Below are 16,010 nucleotides of genomic sequence, written 5' to 3'. Positions count from 1 at the left end.
GGGTAGGCGGACGGGGTCGCGCGGTGCGGAGGAAGGTGGCGAACGAGGGCAGAACGAAGCCCCCGATCACGGGGGAACAACCGGGGGCTTCGCGTCTGCGGCGGCTCCGAAAAGCCGCACATTGAGAACGTAAGACCTGTACGCCCCGTCGGTCAAGCCGAGTTGGGACAGTCCGGCAGGTCGGTGTCCGACTGCTCAGTACGGAGGTCGAGCGCGGTCACGATCCGTGAGGATCAGGTCTTCGGCGGCCGCCTCAGCAGGCCCCGGAAGCCACTCGTACCCCACCTGTCGCTCCCGTACCAGCGTGTCCGCGAACGGACGCGAGGGGTCCGTCGCGAAGTGGCGTGTCTCCGCCACCGTCCAGCCGTCCCAGAAGGCGGACTGCTCCGGTCCGTCCCGGTGCCGGCCCCGCACCCAGGACGCCTCCGGCTCCCGCTCCATCCACAACAGCCGCGCCAGATACGGCCGCAGTGCGCGACGCCCCGCGCCGACCCCCTCCACGAGGACGACCCGTGCGGCGGGCAGGGGGCGGGGCGCGCCGAAGACCCGCGCGTTCCAGTCGTAGGCCCGGTAGGACGCGTCCTCGCCGCGCGAGAACGGGCCGATGACCTGCTCGAGCAGCCGAGGGGTCCATGCGAACAACTCCTCATGGCTGGCAAGGTCGTCGAGATGCAGCACCGGCGCGTCCCCGAGCGCGGCGGCGAGACGGGCGGCGAAGGTGGACTTCCCCGAGCCGGCGTGCCCGTCCACGGCGACGAGCCGCACGGGCCCGCAGGAGGGCGGCAGGGCGCGCAGCGCGGCGGCGCGTTCGAGGAGGTCCATGACCCCAGCGTATCGAGGTCCGCCCGCACCGATGCAGGTCAGCCGGGTACGAACGCCAATGGTAGAGACCAATATTGCTCACGCCACACGCCCCGAAGCGCTGGCCCGGCCCGTGGTGCAGGCGCGATAGTGACGGTGCGCGGCGCGCGGCGAGGCCATGCCGCGCACCGCGCACAGCGCCTGCCGAACACCACGACCACGCCCCTGCCCGCCGCCGACCACGCCTGCCGAAGACCACGGACCTGCCCACCGCCGACCACGCCTGCCGAGCACCACGGACCTTGCTGGCGGGCGCCGCCGACCTCGCCCTCCGTGCCCGCCGACCAGCACGCCGTGCACCAGCACCGACTTGCCCGCCGCTCACCGCCGGACCTGCCCGCCGCTCACCGCCGGACCTGCCCGGTGCCCACTGCCGGACCTGCCCCGTGCCCACCGCCGACCGACCGTGCTTACCGCCGGGCCGACCCGCCCCGCACCACCCACCCCGCCCGCCTCCCACGTCCCCATCCGCCTCAGACCCCCGCCCCGCACCACACCGGTGCACTGCCGGGCGCGGGCCGCAGTCCACGCGCCGTCCGGCTCGCCCGCGAGCCCGCCCCAGGGCGCACACCACCCGTCCCGACCACGCATTCGACCGGGGGTCTCATGACCAGCTCCACTCCGCGCAGGACCGTGCTGACCGCCGCGCTCGCCGCCGCCGCGGGTGCGGCCGCCGTCACGCCGGCCACCGCCACCTCGCGCCCGCCGGCGGCCGCACCCGGACGGCACGCGCCCGAGCCCGGGCTCGTCGACAACGGCGCCTGGACCACGTACACCGACTGGCGCTCCGGCGAGGCCGCCGGCGTCCGGCCCGTCGCCGGCCTGCGCCCCGCCCTGGTGATCGACGCCCCCGCCGGGCGCACCGAGTACGCCGACCCGCACAGCGGGAAGACCGCGACCTGGGAGTACGCCACCTGGACCTCCCCGGCGCACGCCTCGACCGTCCCCGCCACCGAGGTCATCGCCTCCTGGAACGCCGCCACTCCGGCCGGTACCTGGCTGCAGATCGAGGCGACCGCCGCGTACTCCGACGGCTCCTGGACGCCCTGGTACGTCCTCGGCCGCTGGGCCTCCGGCGACGGCGACATCCGGCGCACCTCGGTCGACGACCAGACCGACGGCCGCAGCACCGTCTGGACCGACACCCTCGCCGTCGACGACGCGGCGAGCGGGCTGCGCCTGCTCGCGTACCGGCTGCGCGTCACGCTGTACCGGAAGCCGGGTACGGCCCTCACACCCCGCGTCTGGCGGCTCGGCGCGATGGCCTCGGACATCCCGGACCGCTTCACCGTCCCGGCCTCGACGCCCGGCGTCGCCCGCGAGCTGGCGGTGCCGCGCTACTCGCAGAACATCCACACCGGCCAGTACCCGGAGTACGACAACGGCGGCGAGGCCTGGTGCAGCCCGACCTCCTCCCAGATGATCGTCGAGTACTGGGAGCGCCGACCGACAGCCGAGGACCTGGCCTGGGTGAACCCGGACTACGCCGACCCGCAGGTCTGCCACGCGGCTCGGAACACCTACGACCACCAGTACTCCGGCTGCGGCAACTGGCCCTTCAACGCCGCGTACTGCGCCACGTACGACGAGATGGCCGCGGTGGTCACCCGGCTGCGCACGCTCACCGACGTGGAGACCCTGATCGCCGCCGGCATCCCGGTGATCACCTCGCAGTCGTTCCTCAAGGAGGAGCTGACGGGGGCGGGCTACGGCACCTCCGGCCACCTCATGACGGTGATCGGCTTCACCGCCGACGGCGACGTGATCGCCAACGACCCGGCCTCGCCCAGCAACGAGGCGGTCCGCCGGGTCTACGCCCGGCGCGAGTGGGAGAACATCTGGCTGCGTACGAAGAGGTACAACGCGAGCGGCAAGATCGTGTCCGGTAGCGGTGGTGTCTGCTACCTCTACTTCCCGGCCCGCCCGACGCCCGCCCAGTGCAAGGCCCTGGAGGCCGTCGGCATCCGGGCCTGACCGACCGGAGTCCCCGCGCATCGGCCGCCGATGCAGGACGGAACGAAAGTGATATCCGAGAACAAGAAGCCCGTCGTCCTCTGGGCGCGCGGGATCCTGGCCGCCGCGCTGTTCGTCGTCGCGTTGTTCATGCTGGCCCTGAGCCTTCCGGCGGTGGGCGTCGAGAACACGCCGACCGGCGACCGTGACACCGCGGCGGGCGCCTTCTTCTGCCTGGTGCTGTCGACGCTGTTCGGCATCGGGGCGGGGGCGGTGGCGTTCCGCTGGACGACCGTACGCGTGCTGGTCGCCCTCCAGATGGTGCTCGTGGTGATCATCTGGACCCAGGTGCCCAGCCCGTTCTGAGCGCCCGGGCCGGGGAGCCGCCCGTGACCGGTGGATCTGCCCGACGGCCGGAGCCGTCGGGCGGATCCGTGCATGGCCCGTCCCGCCGAACGGGCATACTCCTCCCGCCACAGCCGCCGGTCGCCGCGCTCCGCGACCCGGACGAGGTCGCCGAGCGCGAGATCGTGCCGCGCGCCGCGGAGGAGGAGGCCGCCGGGCGAGCTGTGCGGGCGATCGTGGCCCGTGACGTGCGTCCGTTCGTGGGCAATTCCCGGGGCGCTGCCGGGCACGCCGGATTTCCGGTTGCCGCCGCTCCATGATGCACGCGTCGGTCCGTGCGTCGAGGGAGCAGGTGATGACGGCTCTGCCGGGCAGCAAGGTGACGGCGGCGATCGCGTTCGTGAGGATGCCGAAGGCCGAGAGCGCGCAGTGCCGCGGGCGGCCGGGGGAGGAGCCGGCGCTGTCCTACTTCCGCTGCATGGCATCCGCCTTCGGCTCCGTGCGCCGGTGGAATCCGGAGGTCGATCTGGTGCTGGTGACCGCGGAACCGCTGCCCGAGCCGTACGCGGGGCAGCTGGCGCGGATCGGGGTGGAGACGGTACTCGCGCCCTTCGCCCACCGGCCTCCGGAGGGGCTCGGCGACGGCTGGGCCAGCTCGCTGTACCACCTGGACGCCATGGAGGCGCTGCGGGGGCGGGGCGGCACGCAGGTGTTCATCGAGCCGGATCTGCTCTGCGTGCGGCCGCTCGACGACCTGCTGGCCGCGGTCGGGGACCGGGTGGGCGCCCACTTCGAACCGTCCCTGATGCGCCCGGAGTCGAGGCGGTGGACCCCGTACTGGGAGATGTGCGAGGTCATGCACCCCGAACTCGGTGAGCCGACTGGTCGTCACGAGGTGTTCACCGGCTCCTGCTTCGTGATCCCCGAGCACCACGTTCGCGTCCTGCTGGACCGGCTCGAGCGTGCCTGGCGGCTCACCCTGGACCGCCACCGGCAGGGACTCCCCGGGTTCTCCACGGACGAGCACTTCATGAACTACGCGCTGCGCGGGGTGCCCGTCGTGGAGATCAGCGGGCACACGCGGTGCGTCTCCACGGTGCCGTGGCTGCGGTGCCCCGAGCGTCTGGAGGTCCTCCCGGAACTCACCCTGTGGAACCTGGCCTTCGAGAAGGACCGCGGATTCCAGTGGCTGTACCCGTACGCGTCCGACCCGGCGTCGTGGTTCTGGACGGCGCCCGCCGAGGAGTTCCGTGCGCGGGCCGCGGCGCTCATGTCCGTCGGGCCCCGGGGCCCCGGGGCCGCCCTCGTCGGCGCCGCCGCGCGCGTCCTGCGCGACATCCTGGACGAACGGCTCCGGCGTCGGCTCCGGTCGGGCTACGGAAGGCTTCTGCAGCTCAGGGCGATGGCCGACGCTCGGTGAGCGCCCCGGGTGCGTCCCCCGGGCGGCGTGGACGCCACCTGTCCGGGGGACCGTGGCGGCGGGGCGGATCAACCCGTTCCACCTATTCTGATCAGGTCATTCAGGTCATATGCCGTCGAAATGGTGCACTCTAGCCCGGTGAGGGGTACACGTTGGATCTCCGTGGATACCTGAAAGTACTCGCCAGACGCTGGCCGACCGTCCTGGTCTGCCTGCTGCTCGGCATCGGGGTGGGTGAGACCGCCACCGCGCTGACCACGCCGGTCTACGAGGCCCGCACGCAACTCTTCGTCGCCACCCGGACCGGCGTGGACACCAGCGACCTGACGCAGGGGCAGGCATTCTCGCAGGCCCGAGTCCAGTCGTACGCGGCGATCGTCCCCACCCGACCGGTGACGCAGCACGTGGTGCGCGAACTCGGGCTCGACGTCGCGCCGGAGGAACTCGCCTCCCAGATCACCGCCGAGGCGCCGCTCAACACCGTGCTCATCAACATCACGGTGCGCGACACGGTTCCCGCGCGCGCGGCACGCATCGCCGACGCCGTCGCGGGGCGCTTCATCACCGTGGTCGAGCGGCTGGAGACGCCGAAGCCCGCCGCAGCGCCGGCGACCGCCGCCGAGGCCACTCGTCCTGTCGCCTCTCCCGTGTCGCTCGGTGTCACCCAGCAGGCGGTCGTGCCCACCGCCCCCGTCTCGCCGAACCGGCTGCTCGACCTCCTCGCCGGCGTGCTCGGCGGGCTGCTGCTCGGCGCCGGCGTCGTCGCACTGCGCGAGGCGCTCGACACCACCATCAAGACCAGTGATGCGCTGGGGGAGTTCACCTCGCTCCCGGTCCTCGGCACCATCCCCTACGACAGGAGCTCGGTCCGGCAGCGGATCGCGATGGACGCCGCCAGCACCTCCCAGCGCGCCGAGGCCTTCCGCAAGCTGCGCGCCAACCTGCAGTTCGCACAGGTGGACGACCGGTCGCGGATCATCGCGGTGACCAGCCCGGTGCCAGGCGAGGGCAAGACCACCACCTCCATCAACCTCGCGCTCTCCCTGGCCGACGCGGGCATGCGGACCTGCCTGGTCGACGCCGACCTGCGCCGCCCGTCCGTGGCCGGAAGCTTCGGACTGGTCCAGGATGCCGGACTGACGACCGTGCTCATCGGCCAGGCCCGCGTCGAGGACGTGATCCAGGAGGCCGGCGGCCGGCTCGCGGTCCTCACCAGCGGCGCCGTGCCGCCCAACCCGACCGAGCTGCTCTCCTGTGGCCGGATGGCCGAGGTGCTGCGCGAACTCGCCGCCGAATACGACGTGGTCATCGTGGACAGCGCTCCCCTGCTGCCGGTCGCCGACACCCTCGGCCTGGCGCCGCTCGCCGACGGCGTGCTGCTGGTCGTCCGCGCCTCCAAGACCGGCCGCGAGCAGATCCGCAACGCCGCCGAGTCGCTGAGCAGGACCGGCACGCGCATCCTCGGCACCGTCTTCAGCATGGCCTCCGCCTACAAGAGCGAGGGGTACGGCTACGGGTACGGCCCGGCGGAAGTGCCCGTCCCCCGGCTTGCGGCGACGCACGAAGAGCCCGCCAAGGCGGCGGCCCCGCCCGCCGCGGCGCCCGGCGGGGCCGTCGACGTCCTGCCCCGTTCCTCCGTCGGCGAGAAGTGAGGCGGGCCGCCCGGTGACCACCTTCGAAGTGCTGTTCGTCTGCACCGGCAACCTGCACCGCTCGCCGGTCGCGGAACGTCTGCTGGCCGCCGAGCTGCCGGAGCCGGACTTCCGGGTCCGCAGCGCCGGCACCGCCGGCCGGCCGGTGCCGCTGGATCCCGTGACCAGCGAGATCCTCGGGGAACTCGGCGGGGACGCACGGGGGTTCACCGCCCGGCGCCTCGACGCCGGCCAGATCGAGCGGGCCGACCTGGTGCTCGGCCTCGAACGGTGCCACCGGGAGGCCGCGGTGCGGCTCTCCCCGCTGGCGCTGCGCCGGTGCTTCACCCTGCGCGAGTTCATCCGCCTCAACGGCGGGACCGTCGCGGACACCCCGTGCGAGGCCGTCCGGCTGGCCGCGTCCCGACGTGGCGCGACGGTGCCCGTACCGGGCGAGTCGGACGGCATCGACGACCCGCGCGGCGGCTCGCCCTCCGTACTCAGGGCGCGGGCCCTGGAGGTCCGCGACGCGGTCGTGGCGCTGGCCGGGGTCCTGCGCCCCTGAACGCTCCCGTCGACGCCGACGTGGCCGCCGCACCCCCGTGGGTGCGGCGGCCACGTCGGCGACGGCGAACGGTCCTAGCTCCCGCAGGGCTCCGTCGGGCGCACCGTCGCCCGCATGGGCGTCACCAGCGCCTGGCGCAGAAGCGTCGGGGGGTGGTCGGCCCGCGGCTCGCGCAGGTGCAGCACCAGTGTGCGGCTGGACTGCCGGGGCAGCTCCAGGTCGAGCGTGTACACCGGATGGCCGCGTTCGGCGCCGGGGATCAGGGCGACCTTCCGGCCGTCGAGGGTGGCCCCCGTCAGGGTCGCGCCGATGCCCGCGTAGTACGACACCAGCAGCCGGTTGTCGCCGGCGCGGGTGGGATAGGGCGGGTGGTCGACCCGCTGGGTGACGTAGTGCGGGAGACCGGAGACCGGGGCGCGGTTGGCGAGCGTCACGGTCACGGTCACCGCCCGGCCGGTGTCCGTGCAGGCGCCGGGCGACCAGACCAGGCTCCGGTCCAGGTAGTAGTCCAGCTTGGTGCCGGCCGCGTTGTTCACCACCAGGCCCGCGAAGGGGCCGGGCGTGTCGGGGAGCGCTCCGGCGAGCCCGGCCGTCTCCAGCAGCCGCTGCTCCGCGGGGTGGGCGCTCCACAGCTGCATGCGGCCCTCCCGCTGCACGTCCTGGACGGCACTGAGCAGCGCGGGGAGCAGGCTGGGGTCGTCGAACGCGGTCATCATCCGTGCCGCGGCGGCGCGGGCGGCCTCGACGAAGAACGCCTTGCGTTGGGCAACGTCGGTGAACGTCGCGTAGCTGGCCCGCTCGGTGAGGTCCACGGTGTTGTCGGCGGTGAGTTCGGTGCCATCGGGCATGCGGGCCGGGCCGGTGGCGCGAAGCAGGAGGCCCAGGGTGCCCGGGTCGATGGCGATCGCGCCGTCCAGGCCCTGGCCGGTGTGCGTGCGCCACGCCTCGGTCCAGATGCGGCCCGCGTACGGGAAGTGGGGGCTCATGTTGGAGTTCGCCCAGACGGCGGCGGGCCCGTTGTTCCCGTACTGGGCCTCGAACTCATCGCCGAGGTCCACGTCGGCGCCGACGCCCTCCAGCTCCGTGTTGTTGCCGAAGCGCTCGAAGGTGAGCCGGCCGCGGTCGGCCCGCACCACGGCGAAGGCTCCGGGGAGACCGCCGGTGCCGCGCGCCTCGGCGGTGTTCTGGAAGGAGAGGAAGTAGCGCCGCGGCCCCTGGGTCCCGAGCATCGACGGCACCCATCGGGCCGCGACGGCCGCGTCGCGGGTGCGCGGGACGAGGCGGTCGAGCTGGTCCGCCAGCTGCGCGCGGCCGCGGTCGGCCGCCGGGAGCCAGGTGGAGCGGTCCAGACGCCGGACGGCGCTCCGCACCTCGTCCGCGGCGCGCGCCGCCCGGTCGAACGCGGGCGCCTGGCCCCCCAGCTCCGTGAGCGCGCGAGGGACGCCGCCTGTGTGCGCTCCCGCCGTGAGGCGGGGGACGGCGCGCAGCAGCGGCGGCAGCACGTCTCCGGCGAGCCGGTCCGAGGCCTGTGCGATTCCGCGCACGGTCTCGAGGGGCCCGCCGACGAGGGGCAACGCGGCGGCGGTGTACCAGGCGGGTCCGGTGGTCAGATCGTGGGCGCGGGCGGCGTGCGCGGCAGCCGAGCGCAGCAGTCGCTCCTGGTCGGACTCCGCCGGGGCCCCGGCGGAGGCTGCGGCCGGCCCGGACGCCGCGGCCGCCGTCACCGCCGTGCGCAGGGCGTTCAGGTCGTCCTGCGCGGCGCGGAGCTCGCTGTGGGCGAGCCAGCCCGTGACGCCGATCCAGGCAGCCGCCACCGGTGGCAGGGCCGCGGCGACCGGCAGCGCCTTTCTGAGCAGCGGGCCGCGGCCGCTCGGGAGCAACCGACGGGCGTCCCGGAACAGCCCGGGACGCCCGCGGAAGGTCATGCGCAGTCTGGGAAGTGTCATGAGCTGCGTCGGCGACGTGCGACCAGCACAGTTCCGGCGCCTGCCGCGACGAGAGCGGCTGCGACACCGCCCATGACCAGCTTCGTCTCGTCGCCACCCGTGTCCGCGAGGTGTGGCTTGTCGGGGTGATGCGGCTTGTCGGGGTGATGCGGCTTGTCCGGGTGGTCGGGGTGATGCGGGTGGTCGGGGTGATGCGGGTGGGGCGGCTTCGGCGGGTACGGGTGGTCGTCCGGCTTCGGCTTGGGCGGGTAGGGGTGACCGGTCGGTTTCCCGTGCGGCGGGTACGGGTCATCGGCGTGAGCGACCCCGGCGCCGGCCAGCGGTGATACGACGAGCGCAGCGACCGTGGCGGCTGAGGCCAGAACAGTTCGCCAACGCGGCGATACCGTCATCGATTCCACTCTCCTTGATTTCGAGCAGGGCCTGGCGGCAGCGCGGGCGGTGTTCAGCGCCCAGAACAGCCAGATACAGGGATATGTAGGAAATCCTGGCCGTGAATATCGCGGTGCCGTGCAGAAGCCACCGAATGGTGTAGCGCGGACTCCGTGCGCTCCGGGCGGGCCTCGGCGGCGATCGGCCGATAAGTCGGCCGGGGCCGGGGTGACCCGTACGGCGGCACCCTTCCGGGCGCGAAGCGCAGCTCAGGCGGCTGCGGCACCGGGTCCGCCTGCGCCGGGGGCGTACGGAATCCTCACCCGCAAGGGGTAGCCGCCCTGTCGCCACGGTCTGCTCCAAGTGCCGCGAGGGTCCCGCCGGACGGTGCGGAGGGAGTGCCCCGGCCGCCCCGTTCCGGGCCGCTGCGCCAGCCGGGTGGGCTCGGCGTCTCCTACCCGTCCAACGCGCGAATCGGCATATTTCGCTGCGTAACGGTGTCTCTTGTCTTTCGCAGGAGAACCCCGAGGAGCAAGCAATGGGTGACATCGATGTGGTGGTGACAGGGGCCGGAGGATTCATCGGCGGCCATCTGACGAGGGCTCTGCTCGGCGAGGGCCGCAGCGTGCGGGCCGTCGACATCAAGCCGCTCCAGGACTGGTACCAGGTCCACGACCGCGCCGAGAACGTGGTGGGCGACGTCTCGCGGCGCGACACCTGCGCCGAGGTCCTGGATGGCGGCGCCGACGAGGTCTACCACCTCGCCGCCGACATGGGCGGCATGGGCTTCATCGAGAACAACAAGGCCGCGTGCATGCTCTCCGTGCTGTCCAGCACCCACATGCTGCTCGCCGCCCGGGACGCCGGCGCGCGCCGCTACTTCTACGCGTCGTCCGCGTGCGTGTACGCCGCCTACAAGCAGACCGACGCAGACGTCCTCCCGCTGCGGGAGGAGGACGCGTACCCCGCCATGCCCGAGGACGGCTACGGCTGGGAGAAGCTGTTCAGCGAGCACATGGGACGCCACTTCCGCGAGGACTACGGGCTCGCCACCCGCGCCGGCCGGTACCACAACGTCTACGGCCCGCACGGCACGTGGACGGGCGGCCGCGAGAAGGCCCCCGCCGCCGCCTGCCGCAAGGTCGCCCTCGCCGTGCTCACCGGCGGCGACGAGGTGGAGATCTGGGGCGACGGCGAGCAGACCCGCAGCTTCACCTTCATCGACGACTGCGTCGAGGGCACGCTGCGCCTCACCCGCAGCGACGTCACCGACCCGCTCAACATCGGCTCGGACCAGCTGGTCTCCGTCAACCAGCTGTACGCGATCGTCGAGGAGATCGCGGGCGTCCGGCTGCGGCACCGCCACGTCCCGGGCCCGCTCGGGGTACGCGGCCGCAACAGCGACAACACCCGGATCCGCAAGGAACTGGGCTGGGCGCCGGAGACCTCGCTCATGGACGGACTCGAAGCCACCTACCGCTGGGTGTACGACCAGGCGAAGGCGCAGCTCGACGGTCGGCCGGTGACATGCTGACCGCCGGACACCAGCGCGTGGACGTCCTCGGGGTCGGCGTCAGCGCCGTCGACCCGCACCTGGCCGTCGAGGAGATCGCGCGCTGGATCGAGAACGGTGAGCGGTCCTACGTCTGCGTCACCGGGGTCCACGGCGTCATGGAGTGCCAGCGCGACCGCACGCTCCGCCGCGTCCACAACGCGTCCGGCCTCACCGTCCCCGACGGCATGCCGATGGTGTGGGCCGGCCACCGGGCCGGGGCGACCTGGATGCGCCGCGTGTACGGGCCCGATCTGATGCTGGCCGTCCTCCAACGCGCCGCCGGGGAAGGCTGGTCGTCGTTCCTGTACGGCGGTGCCGAGGGGGTGCCGGAGCTCCTCGGCGAACGGCTGGTGAGCCGTATCCCGGGCCTGACGATCGCTGGTGCGTACTCGCCGCCGTACCGGCCCCTGACCGCGCGCGAATCGGACGAGATCGTCGACGCCATCAACGACTCCGGCGCCGATCTGGTCTGGGTCGGGCTGTCCACGCCCAAGCAGGAGCGGTGGATGGCCGAACACCGCGACCGGCTCAAGGCCCCGGCCCTGATCGGCGTCGGAGCCGCCTTCGACTTCCACGCCGGCCTCAAGCCGCAGGCCCCCGGCTGGCTGCAGCAGCGCGGACTGGAGTGGGCCTACCGCCTGGCGAAGGAACCGCGCCGCCTGTGGCGTCGCTACCTCCGCAACAACCCCGCGTACCTGGCGAAGATCGCCGTGCGGCCGCCGCGGCTGACGACGACGGAAGGCAGGCGCCCGTGAAGACCCTCCGCGTACTGCACTCCCTCAACGAACTGCGGCCGTCGGGCGCCGAAGTCATGCTGCGCAGTGCGGCCGCCCAGTGGAAGGAGCACGGCGTCGAAGCGGACGTCCTTGCCGTGGCCCCTGACATCGGTCCCTTCGCCACCGACCTGCGCGCGGCCGGCTACCACGTGGCCCATGAGGAGAACGCCCCGTGGTGGCTGGTGCCGTTCCGGTTCCGGCGACGCGTCAGGGCCGGCCGGTACGACGTTGTCCATCTGCACGACGAGACCCTGAACTTCTGGCTCGCCCTGGCGGCGTACAGCGCTGGGGCCAGGGTCGTCAGCACGGTGCACAACGTCTTCCCGCTCGGCGGCAAGGCGCGTGCCAAGCGCGTCGTGCAACGCGCGATCCTCCGGGTCATGGGCACGGTCCACGTGGCCGTCAGCGAGGACGTGGCGAACAACGAACGCCGCCGTTTCCGCAACCCGGCCCGGGTCGTCGACAACTGGTACGACCCGGCCTTCGCTCCGCCGACGCCCGAGGAGCGCGCCCGAGCCCGGGCCGCCCTGGGCCTGGGCGAGCACGACGTCGTGGCTGTCAGCGTCGGCAACTGCTCCACCGTCAAGCGCCACGACGCGGTCCTCGCGGCCATGGCGCACCGCGCCTGCCCGCCGGAGCTCGTCTACCTCCACCTGGGGCAGGAGGACGAGGCGCGCGAGGAACACCGGCTGGCCGTGCGGCTCGGGCTCGCGGACCGGGTGCGGTTCCTGGGGGCGCGGCATCCGCTGGAGGCGCTGCACGCGGCCGATGTGTACGCCATGCCCTCCACGCACGAGGGCATGAGCATCGCCGCCGTCGAGGCGCTCGCCACTGGGCTTCCGGCGGTCTTCGCCGACGCCCCGGGCCTGCGCTGCCTGGCGGAGGCGAGCCCGGCGGCTGTGCTCACGGACGTCGCGCCGGCGGCCCTGGCACGCGCCCTGGCCCGGGCCGCCGCGCGGCCGGCCGCCGAACGGGGGCAGCAGGCCGCAGCGCCGGTACAGCGGCGGTTCGGGATGGCACGTGGGGTGGCCGAGCACGTCGAGATCTACCGGCGGCTGCTGAAACCGGGGAGGAACAGCGAGGCACACCGGACCACGTGACGTCCGGTGTGCCGGGGGGGGGTCCTACACGGCGGCCGCGCGCCGCAGCTCCGGGAGCCCCTCCACCTGCCGCGCGACGGCGGGGGCGGCCAGGACGACGCAACCGCGCCGTGCGCCGGTCTCGGCGCTGGACGGGCAGTTCGGCCAGAACACCTCGTAGGGATCGACCACCCCCTGCCCCAGGTACTCCATGGACAGCGCCTGGCCCCCGTAGACGTCGAAGGTGTACCCGCTGTCGTCGGGGACCTTGAAGTCGTCGATGACGATCACCGAGTCCGTCCAGGTGCCGGTGACGAGTGAGACTTCTTCGCGGAGGGGCAGATCCGACTCCCAGTGGGCGTCCAGGTAGAACAGGACCCGCGACTTGGGGAAGCTGTCGGAACTCCGCAGTCGAAGGAGCGCCGCTCGCGAGTCGCCGGTGTGCACCACCACCTCCGGGATCCTCCGGAAGCGCTGGCTGCTTCAGCGCGCGAAACCCGGGTTCTTCTCCACCGTGTGCACCGGCCGGCCGGACACGTTCCACAGAAACTGGGTGGAGTCCCCGTAGTACGTGCCGGATTCGAAGACCGCCTGCGGTTCGAACTCGCGGATCAGACTGCGGAACAGGCGCTGACGGAACTGCTGCCCGTTGAGCGGCGGACGGCTCGGGTGGAGCCAGGACGTCGCGGGACGAATGACTTGTCGGAGAACCGTCATTGCAGAGGCCGGCACCTGCGTCATGTGATCACCCTTCGGAGTCCGAACGCGCGGCACGACGCTATCCATCCGCCCGCCCTTCACCGGCCCCGTGTGCAGTGGTTCCATCGAGTCCCACCCGTTCGGCGCAAGCCGGCGGCAGCGCGCGGTCAGGCGCCGAACCAGCGCAGATAGGCCGCGGCCGTCTCCTTGACGTCGAAGGCCGCCATGGCATGTTCACGACCCGCACGGGCCAGGCGGGTGCGCAGCGCGCGGTCGCCGCCGAGGCGCACCATCGCGGAGGCCAGGGACGCGGGCGAACCGACATCCGCGAGCATTCCGGCCCGTCCCTCGTCGAGCACCCAGGGCACGCCGCCGCTGCGCGCACCGGCGACGATCGGCACCCCCATGGCCATGGCCTCGATCAGGGTCAGCGGGCACGCCTCGACGCGCGAGGGGTGGACCAGCACGTCCGCCTCCCCCGCGATCCGGTTCAGCAGCGCGTCGTGGGCGGCGGGGCCGGCGAAGTCGACGCCGTCGGTGAGCGAGCGCTGCGCCGCCCATTCGGCGGCCGGCCCTCCGGGACCGAACCCCTGGCCGAGCAGCAGCAGCCGCGCACCGGGCAGCACGGCCCGCACGGCCGGGAAGGCGCGCAGCACGGCCTCGCCGTTCTTCAGCGGTCCCCAGCCGTTGAGGACAGTGGCGAAGACGGGTGCTGCGGCGCAGTCCCGTACGACGGCACCTGGGAAGTCCTGGACCGGGATTCCGTTGGGGATGACCCGCACCGGGCGGCGTACACCCAGGCAGCGACGCAGATGCCGGGCCGTGTACGGGCTGACGGCGCTGAGCGCGGTCGCCCGGTGCACCGCAGGCACCGCCATGGCGTTGTACAGCCAGCGGAAGGCGGTGCGCATCTCCCAGGCGCAGCGCAGCGGCGCGTCGTGGGCGGTGACGTAGGCGGGCCGCCCGCTGGCCAGCGCGGCCAGCGCGAACTCGTACGTCCAGTGGGCGTTCACCACGTCGGGACGGTGCTCTCGCATGGCAGACGCCAGTTGCTCCCGCTCGACACGGAAGTAGTCCCGCAGGTAGTCGCGGGCGCGCCGCCGCCTCGGCACGACGACGGCCCTGAGCGGCCCGTCCGCCTTGGCCCACGGCTGCCGGAGTTCGGTGTGGTGGGCGTAGACGGTGACCCGGTGCCCTTGCTCCAGCCACCCGTGCACGAGCTGCCCGATGAACGTCGGGCCGTCCGTGGGCGGCGGCTCGCAGCCGAAGGAGTCGCGCAGGAAGGCAGCCGGGATCGGCCCTGCGAAGCCGATGTGCATGACAGCTCCTCGGGGGAGGGGACTTACGGGGAGACGAGACCGCGCTGCACGGCCGTCGCGTACAGCGGCATCCGGCGGCGTGCCGCGAGGCAGACGAGGGCGACCGGGAGCATGCCGAGCAGGGAGCAGCCGGTCGCGGCCAGGGGCGTCCCGCCCAGGGAGGCCCCGGCCGAACCGCTCGCCCACAGCGCCGCACCGACGGCCGTGTGCACGAGGTAGGGCCGGGCCAGCGCCGCAGGCGGCACCACCCCGTCCCGGTACCAGCGCCGAAGCTGCAGGAGATGGCCGAGGCCGGTCCCGACGGCGACGGCGGAGGCGAGCAGCGTGAGATCGCGCGCCACTGCCGCGGCTGCGGCGGTGACGACCGTGGCGATGCTGACCGCGACCTGGATCCGCAGCAGGGCGCCCATCGCCTTGCGCACCTCGTCCACGGCGTAGCAGACGTTGTAGAGCAGCGTGAACGCGGCGCCGAGGGCGAGGACCGGCACCAGGGTGCAGGCCGTCTCCCAGCCGGGACCCAGCAGCAGCCGCAGGGCCGACGGCCCGGCTCCGGCGATCGCCCCGAAGAAGACGAACGCCAGCGCCGAGGCGGCGCTCAGCACATCGCGGACGGCGGGGCCGAGCGGCAGCCCGTTGCCGTTCCTGCGGGCGAGCGCCGGAGTCACGGCGCGGTGGAAGTTCTGGAACAGCATGTCGCCCGGCAGGGCGGTCGTCAGGGTGGCCCGGGAGAACTGCCCCGCGGCCGTGGCGCCGAGGCCGCGGGTCACCGCCCACAGCGGTGCGCTGAGCGTGAGCGACTGGATCAGGCTGTACCCGGCGAACGCGCCGGACAGGCCCAGCATGGAGCGGACCGGCACCGGCGGTCCGTCCTCCGCCGCGGCCCGATGGAGCCGCGGGCCGCTCACCACGAGCGTGTACGCGGCGCCCAGAGCCGGGGCGACAGCCAGGCCGTAGGGCGTCCATCCCAGGGCGAGCAGGGCCGAGGCCGTGGCCATCCCCCCGGCCTGGCAGACCAGTTCGGTCAGTGCGGTGAACCGTCCCTGGCCGAGCCGTCGCAGTGCCGTGACCGCCACGGCGGCCGCCGGCTGGACGAGCGCCTGAAGGGCGGCCAGCCGGAGCAGCGGACCGGCATCCGGCAGATCCCACACGGCGACGCAGAGCGGAGTGACGGCCTGTACCACCGCACAGCACACCGCGCCGGTCGCCGCCGACACCTTCCACGCCGTGCGCACCATGCGCTGTGTCAGCCGTTCGGCGCGCAACAGGTACGTGCCGAGTCCGGGGCAGGCGAATGGCGCGAGGAGCGTCATGAGGGTGGTGGCGACGGCGTAGGCGCCGTAGGCGCCGGGGGACACCATGCGGGCCGTGTAGGCGGTGTAGCAGAGTTGGAGGATCGCGCCGATGATCGCGCCGGACGAGTTCCAGGCCAGCACGACGAGGACGCCGCGTGATCCTGACCCGCCCGGATTCGTCGCGGTCATCGCGCGCG

Annotated in this window: 15 protein-coding genes; 8 read left to right on the top strand and 7 right to left on the bottom strand. The window is 73.3% G+C overall.

Going from position 1 to position 16,010, the window contains the following annotated elements; all coding sequences use genetic code 11:
- Positions 1-195 precede the first annotated feature (195 nt).
- Entirely contained in the window at positions 196-822 is a 627-nt protein-coding gene (locus ABZO31_RS04680) for a uridine kinase family protein (RefSeq protein ID WP_406859670.1), read from the bottom strand.
- Positions 823-1,467: 645 nt separating this feature from the next.
- Here ABZO31_RS04680 and ABZO31_RS04675 point away from each other — a divergent pair.
- The 5 genes from ABZO31_RS04675 (at position 1,468) to ABZO31_RS04655 (ending at position 6,775) form a co-directional block, all read left to right on the top strand.
- Positions 1,468-2,835, top strand: coding sequence for a peptidase C39 family protein (locus ABZO31_RS04675; protein WP_406859669.1), 1,368 nt, complete (start codon positions 1,468-1,470; stop codon positions 2,833-2,835).
- Between the two features lie 48 nt (positions 2,836-2,883).
- On the top strand, positions 2,884-3,180 hold the full coding sequence (locus ABZO31_RS04670; protein WP_406859668.1) for a hypothetical protein: 297 nt from the start codon (positions 2,884-2,886) through the stop codon (positions 3,178-3,180).
- A gap of 334 nt (positions 3,181-3,514) precedes the next feature.
- Positions 3,515-4,579, top strand: coding sequence for a hypothetical protein (locus ABZO31_RS04665; RefSeq protein ID WP_406859667.1), 1,065 nt, complete (start codon positions 3,515-3,517; stop codon positions 4,577-4,579).
- 152 nt (positions 4,580-4,731) lie between these two features.
- Positions 4,732-6,231, top strand: a complete 1,500-nt coding sequence (locus ABZO31_RS04660) for a polysaccharide biosynthesis tyrosine autokinase (RefSeq protein ID WP_406859666.1) — start codon at positions 4,732-4,734, stop codon at positions 6,229-6,231.
- Positions 6,232-6,244: 13 nt separating this feature from the next.
- The gene (locus ABZO31_RS04655) at positions 6,245-6,775 is read left to right on the top strand and encodes a low molecular weight phosphatase family protein (RefSeq protein ID WP_406859664.1); all 531 of its coding nucleotides are present in this window, start codon (positions 6,245-6,247) and stop codon (positions 6,773-6,775) included.
- A gap of 74 nt (positions 6,776-6,849) precedes the next feature.
- Here ABZO31_RS04655 and ABZO31_RS04650 read toward each other — a convergent pair whose 3' ends face one another.
- Positions 6,850-8,700 (bottom strand): DUF4012 domain-containing protein, encoded by a 1,851-nt coding sequence (locus ABZO31_RS04650; protein ID WP_406859663.1) that lies wholly within the window; start codon positions 8,698-8,700, stop codon positions 6,850-6,852.
- Positions 8,701-8,717: 17 nt separating this feature from the next.
- Positions 8,718-9,113: an LAETG motif-containing sortase-dependent surface protein gene (locus tag ABZO31_RS04645; protein WP_406859662.1), complete on the bottom strand. Its 396-nt coding sequence runs from the start codon at positions 9,111-9,113 to the stop codon at positions 8,718-8,720.
- A gap of 518 nt (positions 9,114-9,631) precedes the next feature.
- Between ABZO31_RS04645 and ABZO31_RS04640 the strand changes: the two genes are divergently transcribed.
- From ABZO31_RS04640 to ABZO31_RS04630, 3 genes are read left to right on the top strand one after another with little or no spacing between them, the layout of a single operon-like run.
- On the top strand, positions 9,632-10,627 hold the full coding sequence (locus ABZO31_RS04640; RefSeq protein WP_406859661.1) for an NAD-dependent epimerase/dehydratase family protein: 996 nt from the start codon (positions 9,632-9,634) through the stop codon (positions 10,625-10,627).
- Positions 10,621-11,403, top strand: coding sequence for a WecB/TagA/CpsF family glycosyltransferase (locus tag ABZO31_RS04635; protein WP_406859659.1), 783 nt, complete (start codon positions 10,621-10,623; stop codon positions 11,401-11,403). The genes ABZO31_RS04640 and ABZO31_RS04635 overlap by 7 nt, the downstream gene beginning before the upstream one ends.
- On the top strand, positions 11,400-12,524 hold the full coding sequence (locus ABZO31_RS04630; protein WP_406859658.1) for a glycosyltransferase: 1,125 nt from the start codon (positions 11,400-11,402) through the stop codon (positions 12,522-12,524). The genes ABZO31_RS04635 and ABZO31_RS04630 overlap by 4 nt, the downstream gene beginning before the upstream one ends.
- 24 nt (positions 12,525-12,548) lie before the next feature.
- Here ABZO31_RS04630 and ABZO31_RS04625 read toward each other — a convergent pair whose 3' ends face one another.
- The 4 genes from ABZO31_RS04625 to ABZO31_RS04610 all read right to left on the bottom strand — a co-directional run bounded on the left by ABZO31_RS04625 (position 12,549) and on the right by ABZO31_RS04610 (position 16,002).
- Positions 12,549-12,956, bottom strand: a complete 408-nt coding sequence (locus ABZO31_RS04625) for a hypothetical protein (protein ID WP_406859657.1) — start codon at positions 12,954-12,956, stop codon at positions 12,549-12,551.
- 30 nt (positions 12,957-12,986) lie between these two features.
- Complete coding sequence (locus ABZO31_RS04620) at positions 12,987-13,244, bottom strand: hypothetical protein (protein ID WP_406859656.1); 258 nt, start codon at positions 13,242-13,244, stop codon at positions 12,987-12,989.
- A 125-nt stretch (positions 13,245-13,369) separates the two neighbouring features.
- Positions 13,370-14,521 carry a glycosyltransferase family 4 protein gene (locus tag ABZO31_RS04615; RefSeq protein WP_406859654.1) on the bottom strand — a complete coding sequence of 384 codons (1,152 nt, stop codon included), beginning with the start codon at positions 14,519-14,521 and terminating at the stop codon, positions 13,370-13,372.
- A gap of 23 nt (positions 14,522-14,544) precedes the next feature.
- The gene (locus ABZO31_RS04610) at positions 14,545-16,002 is read right to left on the bottom strand and encodes an oligosaccharide flippase family protein (protein ID WP_406859653.1); all 1,458 of its coding nucleotides are present in this window, start codon (positions 16,000-16,002) and stop codon (positions 14,545-14,547) included.
- Positions 16,003-16,010 lie beyond the last annotated feature (8 nt).

Origin of the sequence: Streptomyces solicamelliae (assembly GCF_045348655.1) — a bacterium.
Classification (GTDB): Bacteria; Actinomycetota; Actinomycetes; order Streptomycetales; family Streptomycetaceae; genus Streptomyces; species Streptomyces solicamelliae.
This window is presented reverse-complemented; position numbering and strand designations above follow the sequence as displayed.

Bases quoted from the DNA above. Each gene is read 5' to 3' on its own strand.
- ABZO31_RS04620 (WP_406859656.1), bottom strand. From the start codon at position 13,244: ATGACGCAGGTGCCGGCCTCTGCAATGACGGTTCTCCGACAAGTCATT.
- ABZO31_RS04640 (WP_406859661.1), top strand. From the start codon at position 9,632: ATGGGTGACATCGATGTGGTGGTGACAGGGGCCGGAGGATTCATCGGC.
- ABZO31_RS04610 (WP_406859653.1), bottom strand. From the start codon at position 16,002: ATGACCGCGACGAATCCGGGCGGGTCAGGATCACGCGGCGTCCTCGTC.
- ABZO31_RS04615 (WP_406859654.1), bottom strand. From the start codon at position 14,521: ATGCACATCGGCTTCGCAGGGCCGATCCCGGCTGCCTTCCTGCGCGAC.
- ABZO31_RS04645 (WP_406859662.1), bottom strand. From the start codon at position 9,113: ATGACGGTATCGCCGCGTTGGCGAACTGTTCTGGCCTCAGCCGCCACG.
- ABZO31_RS04650 (WP_406859663.1), bottom strand. From the start codon at position 8,700: ATGACCTTCCGCGGGCGTCCCGGGCTGTTCCGGGACGCCCGTCGGTTG.
- ABZO31_RS04635 (WP_406859659.1), top strand. From the start codon at position 10,621: ATGCTGACCGCCGGACACCAGCGCGTGGACGTCCTCGGGGTCGGCGTC.
- ABZO31_RS04680 (WP_406859670.1), bottom strand. From the start codon at position 822: ATGGACCTCCTCGAACGCGCCGCCGCGCTGCGCGCCCTGCCGCCCTCC.
- ABZO31_RS04665 (WP_406859667.1), top strand. From the start codon at position 3,515: ATGACGGCTCTGCCGGGCAGCAAGGTGACGGCGGCGATCGCGTTCGTG.
- ABZO31_RS04675 (WP_406859669.1), top strand. From the start codon at position 1,468: ATGACCAGCTCCACTCCGCGCAGGACCGTGCTGACCGCCGCGCTCGCC.